This window comes from Aurantiacibacter suaedae (assembly GCF_005434915.1).
In the GTDB taxonomy this organism is placed as follows: domain Bacteria; phylum Pseudomonadota; class Alphaproteobacteria; order Sphingomonadales; family Sphingomonadaceae; genus Alteraurantiacibacter; species Alteraurantiacibacter suaedae.
Genome location: NZ_SKCG01000001.1, coordinates 1290414 through 1304190, shown reverse-complemented (window position 1 = coordinate 1304190; position 13777 = coordinate 1290414). Strand labels below are relative to the sequence as shown.

Annotated in this window: 15 protein-coding genes and 1 tRNA gene; 8 read left to right on the top strand and 8 right to left on the bottom strand. The window is 64.9% G+C overall.

Annotation, left to right across the window (positions count from 1 at the left end; translation table 11 throughout):
- The first annotated feature begins 102 nt into the window (after positions 1-102).
- A tRNA-Gly gene (locus tag E0473_RS06210) sits at positions 103-176 on the top strand.
- A 2-nt stretch (positions 177-178) separates the two neighbouring features.
- Here E0473_RS06210 and nhaA read toward each other — a convergent pair.
- The 3 genes from nhaA to E0473_RS06195 form a co-directional block, all read right to left on the bottom strand.
- Positions 179-1348 carry a Na+/H+ antiporter NhaA gene (gene nhaA, locus E0473_RS06205; protein WP_137679930.1) on the bottom strand — a complete coding sequence of 390 codons (1170 nt, stop codon included), beginning with the start codon at positions 1346-1348 and terminating at the stop codon, positions 179-181.
- Positions 1349-1351: 3 nt separating this feature from the next.
- Complete coding sequence (locus E0473_RS06200; RefSeq protein ID WP_137679929.1) at positions 1352-1540, bottom strand: hypothetical protein; 189 nt, start codon at positions 1538-1540, stop codon at positions 1352-1354.
- 422 nt (positions 1541-1962) lie between these two features.
- Complete coding sequence (locus E0473_RS06195; RefSeq protein WP_137679928.1) at positions 1963-2118, bottom strand: HP1242/YdcH family protein; 156 nt, start codon at positions 2116-2118, stop codon at positions 1963-1965.
- 102 nt (positions 2119-2220) lie between these two features.
- Here E0473_RS06195 and E0473_RS06190 point away from each other — a divergent pair, with 102 nt between their 5' ends.
- From E0473_RS06190 to E0473_RS06170, 5 genes are all read left to right on the top strand, one after another.
- The gene (locus tag E0473_RS06190; RefSeq protein WP_137679927.1) at positions 2221-3150 is read left to right on the top strand and encodes a hydrogen peroxide-inducible genes activator; all 930 of its coding nucleotides are present in this window, start codon (positions 2221-2223) and stop codon (positions 3148-3150) included.
- Positions 3151-3160: 10 nt separating this feature from the next.
- The gene (locus E0473_RS06185) at positions 3161-3715 is read left to right on the top strand and encodes a hypothetical protein (RefSeq protein WP_137679926.1); all 555 of its coding nucleotides are present in this window, start codon (positions 3161-3163) and stop codon (positions 3713-3715) included.
- A gap of 108 nt (positions 3716-3823) precedes the next feature.
- Positions 3824-4285, top strand: a complete 462-nt coding sequence (locus tag E0473_RS06180; RefSeq protein ID WP_137679925.1) for a Dps family protein — start codon at positions 3824-3826, stop codon at positions 4283-4285.
- 68 nt (positions 4286-4353) lie between these two features.
- Positions 4354-4974, top strand: a complete 621-nt coding sequence (locus E0473_RS06175) for a 6-phosphogluconolactonase (protein ID WP_137679924.1) — start codon at positions 4354-4356, stop codon at positions 4972-4974.
- Positions 4962-5423 (top strand): NUDIX hydrolase, encoded by a 462-nt coding sequence (locus E0473_RS06170; RefSeq protein ID WP_137679923.1) that lies wholly within the window; start codon positions 4962-4964, stop codon positions 5421-5423. The genes E0473_RS06175 and E0473_RS06170 overlap by 13 nt, the downstream gene beginning before the upstream one ends.
- Here E0473_RS06170 and dinB read toward each other — a convergent pair.
- On the bottom strand, positions 5420-6535 hold the full coding sequence (gene dinB, locus E0473_RS06165) for a DNA polymerase IV (RefSeq protein ID WP_137679922.1): 1116 nt from the start codon (positions 6533-6535) through the stop codon (positions 5420-5422). The genes E0473_RS06170 and dinB overlap by 4 nt on opposite strands.
- Positions 6536-6600: 65 nt before the next feature.
- Between dinB and E0473_RS06160 the strand changes: the two genes are divergently transcribed.
- Together E0473_RS06160 and E0473_RS06155 are read left to right on the top strand one after the other, a co-directional pair.
- A complete protein-coding gene (locus tag E0473_RS06160) occupies positions 6601-7851 on the top strand; it encodes a multidrug effflux MFS transporter (protein WP_137679921.1) in 1251 nt (416 codons plus the stop codon).
- Positions 7848-9323, top strand: coding sequence for a glycerol-3-phosphate dehydrogenase (locus E0473_RS06155; RefSeq protein ID WP_137679920.1), 1476 nt, complete (start codon positions 7848-7850; stop codon positions 9321-9323). The genes E0473_RS06160 and E0473_RS06155 overlap by 4 nt, the downstream gene beginning before the upstream one ends.
- Before the next feature lie 63 nt (positions 9324-9386).
- Here the strand turns inward: E0473_RS06155 and E0473_RS06150 are convergent, their stop codons facing one another.
- Genes E0473_RS06150 through crtY form a run of 4 tightly spaced genes read right to left on the bottom strand, consistent with a single transcriptional unit; the run spans position 9387 to position 13736 of the window.
- A complete protein-coding gene (locus tag E0473_RS06150) occupies positions 9387-10472 on the bottom strand; it encodes a phytoene/squalene synthase family protein (RefSeq protein ID WP_137679919.1) in 1086 nt (361 codons plus the stop codon).
- A complete protein-coding gene (locus E0473_RS06145) occupies positions 10469-11050 on the bottom strand; it encodes an LOG family protein (RefSeq protein ID WP_137679918.1) in 582 nt (193 codons plus the stop codon). The genes E0473_RS06150 and E0473_RS06145 overlap by 4 nt, the downstream gene beginning before the upstream one ends.
- Positions 11047-12543, bottom strand: a complete 1497-nt coding sequence (locus tag E0473_RS06140) for a phytoene desaturase (protein WP_137679917.1) — start codon at positions 12541-12543, stop codon at positions 11047-11049. Before E0473_RS06140 ends, E0473_RS06145 begins: the two co-directional genes overlap by 4 nt.
- The gene (crtY, locus tag E0473_RS06135) at positions 12540-13736 is read right to left on the bottom strand and encodes a lycopene beta-cyclase CrtY (RefSeq protein ID WP_137679916.1); all 1197 of its coding nucleotides are present in this window, start codon (positions 13734-13736) and stop codon (positions 12540-12542) included. Before crtY ends, E0473_RS06140 begins: the two co-directional genes overlap by 4 nt.
- Positions 13737-13777: the final 41 nt, after the last annotated feature.

The following is a 13777-nucleotide window of genomic DNA, read 5'->3' as shown; positions in this document are numbered from 1 at the left end:
GATTGATCCGGCGGGAAAAGCAGGCTAGGCCGCGCCAATCGCGCTGAAATGGCTGGGCGTGCCTGTTTTTGTTGCCCGAAAACCCATCCAGTCCAGCGCCTTGCGGGTGTAGCTCAATGGTAGAGCAGCAGCTTCCCAAGCTGACGACGAGGGTTCGATTCCCTTCACCCGCTCCAGTTCACCCGCCTTTCAGCGATATTCGCAGCAGCGCATAGCCGCCCAGCGCCGCGACCAGCGAGCCCGAAAGCACGCCCAGCTTCACCGCATCGACCTGCGCCGGATCGGCAAAGGCGAGGTTGCCGATGAACAGGCTCATCGTGAAGCCGATCGCCGCCAGCAGCGACACCGCATGGACCTGCCGCCAGCCGACATTTTCCGGCAGGCTCGCCAGGTTGAGCTTCACCGCCACGAACGAAAGCCCGAAAATCCCCACCTGCTTGCCGATCAGTAGGCCCAGCGCGATGCCCAGCGGCAGCGGCGCTAGCACGTCGGCGGGGGACAAGCCGACAAGGCTCACGCCCGCATTGGCAAAGCCGAAAATCGGGATCACGAGGAAGGCCACCCAGGGGTGCAGCGCGTGTTCCATATGGGCGAGCGGCTCCGAACCGCCGCGCGCGGTGAGCGGGATGGTCATGGCCGCAGCCACGCCCGCAAGCGTCGCATGGACGCCCGATTTGAGAACGAACACCCACAGTACCACGGTCAGGATTACATAGGGGATCGAAGACGCGATCCGCAGCCGGTTAAGCGCGATGAGGCCCACCAGCGCCAAGGCACCGCCTGCCAGCATGGAGGTGTCGATGGTGCCTGAATAGAACAGCGCGATGATGGTGATGGCGCCGATGTCGTCGATCACCGCTATCGCCAGCAAAAGCGCCTTGAGCGCAACCGGCACGCGCGGTCCGAGCAGCGACAATACGCCAAGCGCGAAGGCAATGTCGGTCGCGGCTGGGATAGCCCAGCCAGCAACATTTTCCGGCGTACCCGAATTGAGCGCGAGAAATACCAGCGCGGGCACGGCCATCCCGCCGATGGCTGCGAACAGAGGAAGCGAAGCCTTGTTCCAGCTCGATAGTTGGCCCTGCATCACCTCGCGCTTCACTTCGAGGCCGACGAGGGAGAAGAACACCGCCATCAGCCCGTCGTTGATCCAAAGGAGCAGGGGCTTGTCGATGGCGAAGCTGCCGACAGTGACGGCGACGGGCAGCTCCAGCGTGCTGAAATAGGCGCTCGCGGCCGCGCTGTTGGCTGCGATCAGCGCGAGCACCGCAGAGGCGATAAGAACGATTCCGCCGGCGCTTTCCTGTTTCAAAAAGTCGCGCAGTGCGAGGGTTGCACGTGCCAGCATTGCTCAGGTCGCCTGCACTTGCGGCTTGGCAAGGCGCTGGATCGCGCGGCTCAGAGTGTTCCTGATGCGCAGGCGGAGCAGCTTCAGGTGCAACAGGGCAAAGCCGTTGGGGCGCTCACGTTGCTGTTCCAGCGACAGGCGCTCTTCCACACGCTGCAGATACTCGGTCAATTTGTAGATGCGGGCCTTCATGTCATGTCTCCAACAAGGGAATGTCGATCGGACGGCCATGCACAGGCGGGGGCATAGAGGGGCAGGCCAGGTCCCGTGCATCGGCCGTCCGATGCGGTCCGACATCGCAAGCGCCAGGAAGTCGCTTGCCAGAGGGGCCCGGTCCGCTTTCCGACAATGGCCCTGGTTCGGATTGGTTTCAATCGAGAGCCCGTTGTGCGGCTTCTCTCGCGTGAGGTGGTTCTTGGGATTACTGGCTGCAGCGCTTTGAAAATGAAGCAATGTTCCGGGGTGGCCAAGTGGCGGTGGGTGGCGTGATAGGTAATGGCTATTACGAAACGCCAGTGTGATCTATCATCAGTAGGAACAAGGCTTGGCATCGCCGGCAACGAAAAAGGGCGCAGAAAAGTCCTGCGCCCCTGAATTGTTCTGCGCTTTCGCGCTCAACTCGCGGCCTGCGCGATGCGATCTTTCAGCCGGAGGCGCTGGCGCTTCAACTGCGCCAGTTCACCTTGGCGGGAGAGCGCCTTGGTGGTGTCGATCAGCCGATCGAGCGCGCGGTGCCGCTTGCGCAGCTTTTCGAGATGTGTGTCATCCATAGGGTCTCTCCTTGCGTTGTCCGAGCACAAGCTGGCGGTGACGGCGCAGTATTGCCAATCGAACTGGCAAGGCTACTTCAATAGAGCTAGGCTATCACGGCTATGCCAACATTGCGCCAGTTCGAATACCTTGTCGCCCTTGCCGATCATGGCCACTTCGGCCGCGCGGCGGCTGCGCTGCATGTCTCGCAGCCCACGCTCAGCCAGCAGCTCAAGCAGCTGGAGGAGCGGCTTGGCGCGGGGCTGGTCGATCGGGGATCGAACCGTGTCGCGTTGACCCCGATCGGGCGCGATGTGGTGGGCAAGGCCCGCGCCATTCTGGCCGAGGTCAACGACGTGAAGTGGATCGCCGCGCGCAGTGCGGAGCGGATGGCGGGCACCTTCCGCTTAGGGGTTACGCCCACGCTCGGCCCCTATCTGCTGCCCGAAGTGATTGCGCGCCTTCATCGCGAATACCCCGACATGAAGCTGCACATCCGTGACGGGATCCCCGATGAACAGGTGCAGCATTTGCGCAATGGCGCGCTTGACCTTTTGCTCGCGCCCTTGCCGGTGGTGGGCGACGACATCGAGATCGAGCCACTGTTCCGCGAGCCGCTGAGCGTTGTCGCCACCCCCGATCACCCGCTTGCGGCCAAGGTGGCGGTGAAGCAGGCCGAACTTGCCGGGGAGCACTTTCTCAGCCTCGATCCGCGTCATCACTACCACCGCCAGGTGCGCGACATATGCGATGCTCTGGGTGCGGTGGTGCTCAAGGATTACGAGGGCACGAGCCTCGATTCGGTGCGCCAGATGGTGGCTTCGGGCATTGCCATGGCGCTGCTGCCCGAGCTGTATCTGCGCTCCGAAGCGGGTGGTGAACGCTCGATCGTGCGGCTCGATGTGGTCGACTGGTCAGCCTATCGCTCGATCGGTCTGATCTGGCGGCGCAGTTCGCCTGCCGCCGAGATGTTCCGGGTGGTCGCAGAGGCCATTGGCGAGGCGGCGCGGGCAACCATGCAATCTGGCTCGCCGTCTGCACGGCAGCTATAGAGCGGGCGGAATGTCGGCCTTTTTTCTCGCCTTTCTCACATGCGCGCTGGTGATCGCGGCTGGCCGCGATGCGCTGTTCGTCGCGCGGCTGTCGCAGGCGCTTCACCGCGCGCCGGGGCTGCATGTGGCGATTATGCTGGCGGCGTTGGTTTTCGCGGCGCTGCCGGTGTGGCTCGCCGGATCGCTTGCGGTCCATCTCGATGGCGCGGCAGGGCGTCTGTTCGTGGCCCTGGCCTTGCTGGTGGCAGGGGCGGAACTGCTCGTGTTGCGCGCATCCCCGACGCCTGCCGAGCCGACGCACTCCACCATAGCTACGGTGCTGGTGCTGGCCGTGCGCCTGGTTTCGGGCGCGCCGGGCTTTGTGCTGCTGGCTCTGGCGGCGCGCGGAACGGCGCCCGCCGCCTTTACTGCCGCCGGCGGATTGTTCGCGGCGTTCGCGGTTCTGCCCGTCGCGGCGATTGCGGGCGAAGACTGGGAGCGCCTGCCGCTGCGCATCGTGCGAAGGGGCCTCGGCGTGGCTCTGCTGATGGCAGGCGGAGTGATTGGATGGATTGCAGTATTCTAGGTGTGTGATCGGATAATCCGATCAGCACAATCGTCCAATTGGTGGAAACGCCTTACCCCGTTCGGCGTTAGGTGCACTGAACATCACAATGAAAAAAGGGGTACAGCAATGGCTACCACTGGCGACAATTCGAAGCAGGCACTGATCGAGGGGCTGAACGGCCTGCTGGCCGATCACTTCGCGCTCTATATCAAGACCAAGAACTTCCACTGGCACGTAAAGGGACCGCGCTTCCGCGACCTTCACTTGCTGTTCGACGAACAGGCCGCCGAGATTCAGGGCCAGATCGACGCCATCGCCGAGCGCGTGCGCAAGAACGACGCGCCCACATTGACCTCGCTCTCGACCGTGATGGCGGCGACTAACGTTGCTGAAGAAAACGCCACCGATGTGGATGCCGACACCATGGTCAAGCAGCTCCGCGACGATAACGCCGCGCTCGTCGCCAGCCTGAAGTCGCTGAAGGAAGCGGCCGACAAGGCAGGCGACAACGCAACCGATGGCCTGATCGACGATTGGACCGACATGGCCGAAGAGCGCGTCTGGTTCCTCAAGTCGTTTCTCGGCTGAGCCTCGCATCAGCCTGAGCGCCTACACCGCGGCTCGCCATCAAGCGCGCTGCGGTGTAGGCTGTTTGGATGACTAGCGTTGATCTCATCGAACAGGCGGATGATGCCGCCATTGCCGCTTTCCTCGAAGGCATTTTGAAAGCCCGTTTGCGCGAGGAGCAGCGGCCCATCGCGATCTGCCTTCCCGGCGGATCGACCCCGTTTCCGATCCTGCAACGGCTGGCCGAGACCATGAGCGACTGGCGCGGGATCGAGGTCTGGCCGGGTGACGACCGGATCGTTCCCGAAGATCACGAGGCCAGCAACACCGGGAAGTTGCGCACGCTGCTCGAGCCGCTTGGTGCCAACGTCGTCGCGCTGGAAGAAGGGGCCACGCTGCCGCACTTCGCGCTGGTATGGCTGGGCATGGGCGCCGATGGCCACATTGCCTCGCTGTTTCCCAATACCGATCCGCAGGTGGACGATGCGGCCACGGTTCGCCGCCTGACGCCCGACCCGCTCCCGCCCGAAGCACCGTTCGATCGCCTGACGCTGACTATCCCGGCGCTGCTCGACACCGATCAGCTGATGTTCGTGATCCGCGGCGACGACAAGCGCGAGGTGTTCGAAGGCGCGCAGGCAGGCGCACACGATCTGCCGGTGGCGCGGCTGCTTAGTGCGGCGCGGCAGCCGGTGACATGTTTCGCCTGATTCAGCAGGCGCTGGCGCGCCTTGCCTACCGCATCGCTCACCGCTTGCGCCTGTCCTATTGGCGCTTGCGCAAGCCCACTGTGCATGGCTGCTCCGTAATCGCGCGCAACCGCGCGGGTGAGCTGCTGCTGGTTCGCCCCAGCTACGGCGGATCGCAATGGCAATTTCCTGGCGGGGGCATGGGAAAAGGCGAAGATCCGCTCGATGCCGCACGGCGCGAGTTTGCCGAGGAAACGGGTCTCGCCCTGCACGCGGCCCATGCGCTTGAGCCGCAGCGGCGCGATCTGCACGGCGCGACCAACGTGGTCCATGTCGTGCTCGGCGAAGCCGAGGGCGAGCCGCAGAGCAATGGCGGCGAGATCGTGGAGGCCGGCTGGTTCGGGCGCGCGGCGCTGCCAGATGACCGCAAGGCCAGCGTTGGCGACTGCATCCGGACTGCGCGTATCTAAAGCAGGCTCAGTTGTGCCTCGTCGCGCGCTGGCTCATCGCTGTGAGTGCGTTCCAGATTGCTTAGCGTCAGTCCCATCAGCCGGATCGGCTGCGCGAGCGGAAGTTCCGCCTCCAGCAAAGCTCCGGCCATCTGGGTGAACTCCTCACGCCCGCTCACCCAGTGCGGCAGCGAGCGTGAGCGGGTGGCGGACTGGAAATCGCGGTATTTCAACTTCAGCGTCACCGTGCGCCCGCGCGCCTGTTTCTCGGCGATCCGCTCCCACACGATGTCAACGATCCGCGCCAGTGTTTCGCGCAGTTCGCCGGGATCGGAGATGTCCTCGGCAAACGTGCGCTCACCGCCGATTGACTTGCGCACCCGGTTAGAGCGCACGGGCCGAAGATCGATCCCACGTGCGGCGCGAAAAAGGTAGTCACCGAAGCTGCCGAAATGGGTCGTGAGATATGCGCGATCCTTGGTCGCGAGGTCCGCGCCCGTCTCGATGCCCAGCCGTGCCATTTTCTCCGCGCCCTTGGGGCCGATGCCGTGAAACCGGCGCACCGGCAGCGATGCCACGAACGCCGCGCCTTCGCCGGGGCGGATCACGCACAGGCCATCGGGCTTGTTCTGATCGCTCGCCAGCTTGGCGAGAAACTTGTTGTACGACACGCCCGCCGAGGCGGTGAGCTGCGTCTCCTTGCGGATCTGCGCCCGGATCAGCTCGGCAATACGCGTGGCTGAGCCGATGCCGCGGATGTCGTCGGTGACATCGAGATAGGCCTCGTCCAGGCTCAGCGGCTCGACATGCTCGGCATAGTGATTGAAAATCATGCGGATCTGCGCGGAGACCTCGCGATAGACGTCGAACCGGCTTTTCACGAAGATCAGCTCGGGGCAGCGCCGCTTCGCCGTGACGGAGGGCATGGCGCTGCGCACCCCGAACTTGCGCGCCTCATAGCTGGCCGCAGCCACCACGCCGCGCCCGCTGGAGCCGCCGACCGCCACCGGCCGCCCGCGCAGGGCAGGGTCGTCGCGCTGTTCGACGCTGGCGAAGAAGGCATCCATATCGACATGGATGATCTTGCGCAGACCCTGAACGTCGTCGGGCGCCTCGGCATCGTCGTCCATCATGGCACAATACATATGGTGTGTTTTCGCATTTGCGGCAATGCAACCTAGCCGATAAGGGCTATGCGATGCCCAAGCGCAAAACCTCCGACATTCAGATTGGCCGCCGCGAACTGGTGGTGCTGCTCGCCCTGATGATGAGCCTTAACGCGCTCGCCATCGACGCCATGCTGCCGCTGCTCGACGAGATTGCGCGCGACCTTGCCGTGGTTGACGCAAATCGTCGGCAGCTGGTGGTCGGGGTCTATACCATCGCGATGGGGATCGGCGCGCTCTTGCCGGGCAGCTTTGGCGATCGCTTCGGTCGCCGCCCGGTTATCCTCACGTCGCTGGCCGCCTATTGCACGCTGTCGCTGATCAGCGCCTTCCTCACCGATTTCGAAGTGCTTTTGTGGATGCGCGGGATCATGGGGCTGCTGTGCGCGGGGCTGATGGTGATGCCGATGACAATCGTGCGCGACATCTATGATGGCGATGCCATGGCGCGGCTGATGTCGCTGGTCTCGGCGGTGTTCATCACCGTGCCCGTGGTCGCGCCCAGCCTCGGCTCGGCGATTGCGCTGGTCGCCGGGTGGCGCTTCATCTTCGTGGGGCTGGCCGTGATGGGCGGGATTGCGGCGTTGTGGGTGTGGTTCCGCCTGCCCGAGACGCTGACCGAGGGTAACCGCCAGCGTATCGAGGTGCCGGTGATCGTGCGCAACATGCGTCTGGCGCTGATCAACCGGCAAGCGGTCGGCTACGTGTTCGGCGCGGCGCTGCTGATGGGCGGGGTGTTTGGCTACGTGAACTCCGCGCAGCAGCTCTATCAGGATTTCTTCGGCGTGGGCGCGTGGTTCCCGGTGCTGTTCGGCGGGACGGCGGCGATGATGGCGATCTCCAGCCTCGTGAATTCGCGCATCGTGATGCGCTTCGGCGCCCGCCGGGTGAGCCATGCGGGCACATTGATGTTCATCGGGGTGAGCGCGACGCAGGTCTGGTCATCCTATGCCCATCCAGGCAATATCTACTGGTTCCTGCCGCTGATGAGCGTGAACCTGGGCCTGCTCGGGTTCCTCGGCGCGAACTTCAGCTCAATCGCGATGCAGCCGTTTTCGTCCATCGCGGGCGCGGCCTCCAGCGTGCAGACCTTCTTCCGCATGTTCGGCGCGGCCATGGTCGGTGTTCTGATCGGGCAGTCGTACGATGGCACGGCATTGCCCTTCGCCTGGTCGCTGCTCGGCACCTCGGTGCTGGCGCTGCTGCTGGTGCTGTTCAGCGAGCGGGGCGTGCTGTTCCGCCGCCTGCACTATCCCCCGCAAGAAACGGTGCCTGTCAGGTGAGCGCGCTGTACGACCTCATCGTGATCGGCGGCGGGGTCAACGGCGCGGGCGTGGCGCGCGATGCCGCGGGGCGCGGGGCGAAGGTGCTTCTGCTCGAAGCGGGCGATCTTGCCAGCGGCACTTCCAGCAAGTCGACCAAGCTGATCCACGGCGGGCTGCGCTATCTCGAATATGCCGAGTTTGCGCTGGTGCGCGAGGCGCTGGGCGAACGCGAGAGGCTGTGGGCCATCGCCCCGCACATCATATGGCCGATGCGCTTCGTGTTGCCGGTGAGTGAAGGGATGCGCCCGCGCTGGATGCTGCGCGCGGGCCTGTTTCTGTATGACCATATCGGCAAGCGCGAAGACCTTTCGGCCACGCGCACGATCCGGTTGAAGCGCGATCCGGCAGGCAAGGAACTGCTGCCGGGGCCGACGCATGGTTTCGAATATTCGGATTGCTGGGTCGACGATGCGCGGCTGGTGGTGCTCAACGCGCTGGATGCCGCGCGCAAGGGGGCCGAAATCCGCACCCGCGAGCCTGTCACCAGCGCAGGCCGCGACGGCGATGGGCAATGGCGGGTCGTCACCGCGCAGGGCACTTATCGCGCGCGGTCGGTCGTCAACGCGGGCGGGCCGGGGGCGGACGATGTGGCCGGCGCGATGGGCCGCAAACCGGCCTTCGGTCTGCGAAGGGTGCGCGGCTCGCACATCGTGGTGCGCCGCCGCTTCGATCATGACCGGGCCTATATCCTGCAACTGCCCGACACGCGCATCTGCTTCGCCATCCCCTACGAAGGCGAGTTCACACTGATCGGCACCACCGATGCCGATCATGATGGGCCGCTTGACGAGGTGGAGGCAAGCGAGGCCGAAATCGCCTATCTGATCGAGGCCTTCAACGCGAACTTCGCCGATCCGATCGCCCGCGCCGATGTGGTGCACAGCTACGCCGGGGTGCGCGCTCTGATCGACGAAGGCGAGGACCGGCCCGAGGCGGCGACACGCGGCTATCGCCTGTCGCTCTCGTCCAAGAGCGAGGGCGCGCCGGTGCTCGGCATCTACGGCGGCAAGATCACCTCCTATCGGCACGTGGCCGAGGAGGCGGTGGACATGCTCGGTACGCGGCTAGATTGTCTCGCCAAGCCCGCATGGACCGCCGATGCGCCGCTGCCGGGCGGCGATTTTCCCAAGCTGGCACAGCCGATCCTCGTGCGCGAATTGCAGGCCGACTATGCGTTTTTGAGTGAGGCCGAGGCGCTACGGATTGCTCGCGCTTATGGGCTTGATGCAGTGCTGTGGCTGGGCGGGGCGAAGACACGCGCCGATCTGGGCCGCGACTTCGGCTGCGGGCTGAGCGAGGCAGAGGTGGAATATCTGCGCCGCGAGGAATGGGCGCAGACGGCCGAGGATATTCTCTGGCGGCGCACCAAGCTGGGGCTGCGTATGAGCGCGGAGCAGCAGGCGGGGTTGGCGGAATATCTTGCGGGTTAGATCCCGCACCCGATCGTCCTGAGCGGAGCCGGGAGAATGGGGCCGCTCAGGGCGAGCGGGATCTCAATCCTCTTTCTTGCGCACATCCTCGTCGCGCAGCGGGGTGTACTTCACATCGGCTGGCTTGCCTGCCATGCGGGCGCGCACCATCAGTTCGCCGCGCGTCCAGCGGGGCATTTCACTCGGCGGCCAGGCACCAAGGCGCGCTTCCTTGAGCGCCGACAGGATATGGCCGAGCTTTTCCAGCTTGCTGGTGCGAACCCGGTGATCCCAGGCAAGCTCCGCCTGCTCCACCACCTTGCGCCCGATTGCGCCATAGATGTTCGTCGCCGCCAGTACCGCCCAGCGCTGGCGAAAGAGCAGGTGCCGCGCGCCCAACCGCGCCGCTGCCTCGTGCTGTTCGGCCAGATGCACCAGCCGCCGCGCCAGCGTGACGAGCTTGTCGCGGTACATCGGTTTCATGTGCTGGCCGGGCGGAATATCCATCTCCACCAGCCACTCTACGGGAAGGTAGCAGCGGCCCACGGCATCGTCTTCGGACAGGTCGCGCGCGATATTGCTGAGCTGGAACGCGAGGCCAAGGTCGCAGGCGCGGTCAAGCGTGTCCTCCTCGCTGTCGGGCACACCCATAACCTTGGCCATCATAACGCCCACAGCGCCTGCCACGTGATAGCAATAGCGCATCAGATCGGCTTCGGTGCGCGGGCGCCAGCCCTCGGCATCGAGCGCGAAGCCGTCGATCACGTCGTCGCACATCGCCTGCGTCAGCCCGCATTCGGAAGCCACCAGCCCCAAGGCGTCGAAGGCAAGGTCGGAGGTCGGCTGACCATCAAGCGCGCGGTGGGTGAGGATGCGGATCGCCTCGACCCGGTCGTGGCCCTGCTTCTCGTCGATGCTGAGCGGGCCGCCGTGATCCTGCCCGTCGGCGATGTCGTCGCAGCGGCGGCACCAGGCGTAGAGCAGGTGCGCGCGTTCGCGCGTGGGCTTGTCGAACAGCAGCGAGGCGCTTGCAAAACTCTTCGAGCCCAGCGCGATGGATTCAGCAGAACGCTTGACCAGCGCCGCGCGGCTGCGCCCGCCGCCGGCCGAGCGATAGGGCTGGTTGACCACGAGGCTGGCAACCAGCGGGCGAGGAGCGATGCGCTTCATAGGTCGTCCACCCGCATCTCCACCACCGTCTTGGCGGGGGTGAAAGAGGCCATCTTCGCCAGCAAGCCTTCGAGCGTCTCGGCGGAAATCAGTATCTCGCGGTGCGCGCTGCGGACGAAGCCGACCTCGGCCATATGGGCGTTGAAGGCGAGCAGCCCGTCATAGTAGCCGAAGACGTTGAGCAGCCCCACCGGCTTGGAGTGATAGCCCAGCTGCGCCCAGCTGATCGCTTCCCACAGTTCGTCCAGCGTGCCAACGCCGCCGGGGAGGGTGACGAAGCCGTCAGACAGGTCGGTGAAGGCCTGCTTGCGTTGATGCATGGTGTCGACCACCTGCAACTCGGTGAGCCCCTTATGCGCCACCTCGAGGTTCACCAGCGCTGTGGGAATAACGCCGATCACCTCGCCGCCCGCACTCAGCGCGCCGTCCGCAACAGCGCCCATCAGCCCAGCCTTGCCGCCGCCATAGACGACACCGATCCCGCGCTGTGCAAGGCTCGCGCCGACCTCGCGGGCAAGCGCCATGTAGCGCGGGTCCGCTGGGGTGGCAGAGCCGCAATAGACCGCGAGCCGCTTCATCGGGTGAGATCCTCGATCATCAGCCCCGCAGTCGCCTTGGCGCTGCCGACCACGCCGGGGATGCCTGCGCCGGGATGGGTGCCCGCGCCTACGAGGTAGAAGTTCTCGATCACGTCGTCGCGATTATGCCCGCGGAACCATGCGCTTTGCGTTAACACCGGCTCCAGGCTGAACGCGCTGCCGAGGTGGGCGTTCAGATCGCGGCTGAAATCGGTCGGCGCATAGTGGAAACTGGTCACGATCCGGTCGTGGATGTCGGGGATCAGCCGCCGTCCGACTTCGTCGAGAATGCGCTTTTCCAGCTGCGGCCCCACCACCGACCAGTCGATCGCCAGCTTGCCCTGATGCGCCACCGGGACCAGCGCATAGAAGGTGCTCTTGCCTTCGGGGGCCATGCTCGGATCGGTCACGGTGGGGTGGTGGAGATAGATCGAGAAATCCTCCGGCAACACGCCGTGGGTATAGATGTCGTCGAGCAGGCCCTTATAGCGCGGGCCGAACAGGATCATGTGGTGCGGAATGCCCGGCCAGCTTCCCTCGACCCCGAAGTGAACCACGAAAAGGCTGGGCGAAAAACTCTTCTTCGCCAAAGCTTTGCCCTGCACCTTGCCGCGATGGTTGTCGCCCAGAAGGTCACGGTAGGAGTGGACGATATCGGCGTTCGAGGCGACCGCGTCGAATTCGCCATACCAACCGCTTTTGGTGTGAACCCCCTTGGCCCGCTTGCCGAGTGTCTCGATCCGGTTGACCGGATCGCCGAGCCTCACTGTGCCGCCGATCCGCTCGAAATGGCGGACCATCCCGGCGATCAGGCGGTTGGTGCCGCCGCGCGTCCACCACACCCCGCCGTCTTTCTCAAGCTTGTGGATCAGCGCATAGATCGCGCTGGTTTTCATCGGGTTGCCGCCCACCAGCAGCGTGTGAAAGCTCAACGCCTCGCGCAGCTTCTCGCTGCGGATGAACTTGCTGACCATGGAATAGACGCTGCGCCAGGCCTGATACTTCATCAGCGCCGGCGCGGCCTTCACCATCGAGCCGAAGTCGAGAAACGGCACGGTACCGAGCTTGAGGTAGCCCTCCTCGAACACCCCGGCTGAATATTCGAGGAAGCGGTCGTAGCCCTGCACGTCAGCCGGATCGAGTTTGGTAATCTCCTTGCGCAGGCTGGCTTCGTCGTTCGAATAGTCGAAGTTGGTGCCATCGGGCCAGTTGAGCCGGTAAAACGGCATGACCGGCATCAGCTCGACATCGGCCGCCATGTCGTGCCCGGAAAGCGCCCAAAGCTCTTTCAGGCAATCGGGATCGGTCACAACCGTTGGCCCGGCATCGAAGGTGAAACCGTCCCTCTCCCAGAAATAGGCGCGCCCGCCCGGCTTGTCGCGCGATTCGATCACGGTGGTGGCGATCCCGGCACTCTGTAGCCGGATGGCGAGGGCGAGCCCGCCGAAACCGGCGCCAATCACGCAGGCGGTGCGGCCTTCGGCAGGGGTCATGAATAGTCCTCGTGTTGGGGCGCCGCCAGGGGCGGGGCAGGGCGTGTCAGGGCAGCGACAGCCCGAGATATGGGAACAGGGGGCTTGCCCGCAAGCACTCTTGCACGATCAGCGATCGTCGAGCGCCCGGCATAGAAGCGTTCGATCAACCCTTCGGACAGCCGATAAAAGCGTTCGAACACGCGGTAGCGCTCTTGCGGGTGGGCGGCGCCGAACAGCATCCGCCCGAGCAGGCGATAGAATCCCATCGCCTGCCAATGTTCGCGTGCCCGCTCTTCGATCCGTGCGGCAAGCTGTTCGCCGGGCAGATCGGCCTCGGCGGCCACGGCCAATGCGGTGCCGACGGCAAAGGGCAGGGTATAGCTGGTGAGCGGATGGACAAAGCCGCCCCGCGCGCCCGCCATACTCACGCCCGCGATGCGCTGCTCGGCCTGGAAGGCGGAGAAATCGCCTCCGGTAATAACGGGCAATACGCCGGTTTCGCTGCCGAGAATCTCGCCCTCCCAGCCTTGCATCCGTTCGTAATCATCGAGCCGGGAACTGAGCGCGGCGTGGTCAAGCGTGGGCTCGTCCTCATAATAGGTGTCCTCGATGAACAGCTCGCGCTCGCCCAGCGGCAGGACATAGACGAAGCGGTAGCCGCCAAGCTGCGCGACCGTCGCGTCCATGATCACCGGCGCAGTTAGACCGTGGGGCCGGGAAACGCGCAGGTGCCGGCCCATGAAGACCTGCCAGCCCCCCGACAGGTTGGCAGTGGGGGCAAAGCCGCGACAGTCGATGACGGCGCGCGCATCGATGCGCTGTCCGTCTTCGAGTGTCACGCCGCCAGCATCGAGCGCAGCGGCTTCGGCGCCGGCCAGTATCGCCCCTGCGGGCAGTTCGCGGGCCAGCGTGGCGGCAAAATCCTCGCTCGCCAGAGAGCAATAGCGGCTGGCGAGATGGCGGCGGTGGTCGGGAAAGCGCACATCGTAGCCGTCGTTCCACACTGTCTTCTTGAAGGGGGCGAGCAGGGCCTCACCGCCTGCGGGCAGATCGCTGGCAAACCAGCTCCAGCGATGGTTGCCGCCCGGCTGCGCGCCTGCTTCGATCAGCCGCAAGGCCAAGTCGGGACGTGCCTGCGTCACCGCGAGCGCGATCAGCCCTCCGGCCAGCCCTCCGCCGACAATGGCGATATCGAAGGTTTGCCCGGTCATCCCAACTACGATAGCCGATTGCCGTTGAGGAACCAACTCGG

Bases quoted from the DNA above. Each gene is read 5' to 3' on its own strand.
- E0473_RS06190 (WP_137679927.1), top strand. From the start codon at position 2,221: ATGCCAACATTGCGCCAGTTCGAATACCTTGTCGCCCTTGCCGATCAT.
- E0473_RS06180 (WP_137679925.1), top strand. From the start codon at position 3,824: ATGGCTACCACTGGCGACAATTCGAAGCAGGCACTGATCGAGGGGCTG.
- E0473_RS06150 (WP_137679919.1), bottom strand. From the start codon at position 10,472: ATGAAGCGCATCGCTCCTCGCCCGCTGGTTGCCAGCCTCGTGGTCAAC.
- E0473_RS06200 (WP_137679929.1), bottom strand. From the start codon at position 1,540: ATGAAGGCCCGCATCTACAAATTGACCGAGTATCTGCAGCGTGTGGAA.
- E0473_RS06185 (WP_137679926.1), top strand. From the start codon at position 3,161: ATGTCGGCCTTTTTTCTCGCCTTTCTCACATGCGCGCTGGTGATCGCG.
- E0473_RS06195 (WP_137679928.1), bottom strand. From the start codon at position 2,118: ATGGATGACACACATCTCGAAAAGCTGCGCAAGCGGCACCGCGCGCTC.
- E0473_RS06160 (WP_137679921.1), top strand. From the start codon at position 6,601: ATGCCCAAGCGCAAAACCTCCGACATTCAGATTGGCCGCCGCGAACTG.
- E0473_RS06170 (WP_137679923.1), top strand. From the start codon at position 4,962: ATGTTTCGCCTGATTCAGCAGGCGCTGGCGCGCCTTGCCTACCGCATC.
- crtY (WP_137679916.1), bottom strand. From the start codon at position 13,736: ATGACCGGGCAAACCTTCGATATCGCCATTGTCGGCGGAGGGCTGGCC.
- nhaA (WP_137679930.1), bottom strand. From the start codon at position 1,348: ATGCTGGCACGTGCAACCCTCGCACTGCGCGACTTTTTGAAACAGGAA.
- E0473_RS06145 (WP_137679918.1), bottom strand. From the start codon at position 11,050: ATGAAGCGGCTCGCGGTCTATTGCGGCTCTGCCACCCCAGCGGACCCG.
- E0473_RS06175 (WP_137679924.1), top strand. From the start codon at position 4,354: ATGACTAGCGTTGATCTCATCGAACAGGCGGATGATGCCGCCATTGCC.
- E0473_RS06140 (WP_137679917.1), bottom strand. From the start codon at position 12,543: ATGACCCCTGCCGAAGGCCGCACCGCCTGCGTGATTGGCGCCGGTTTC.
- dinB (WP_137679922.1), bottom strand. From the start codon at position 6,535: ATGATGGACGACGATGCCGAGGCGCCCGACGACGTTCAGGGTCTGCGC.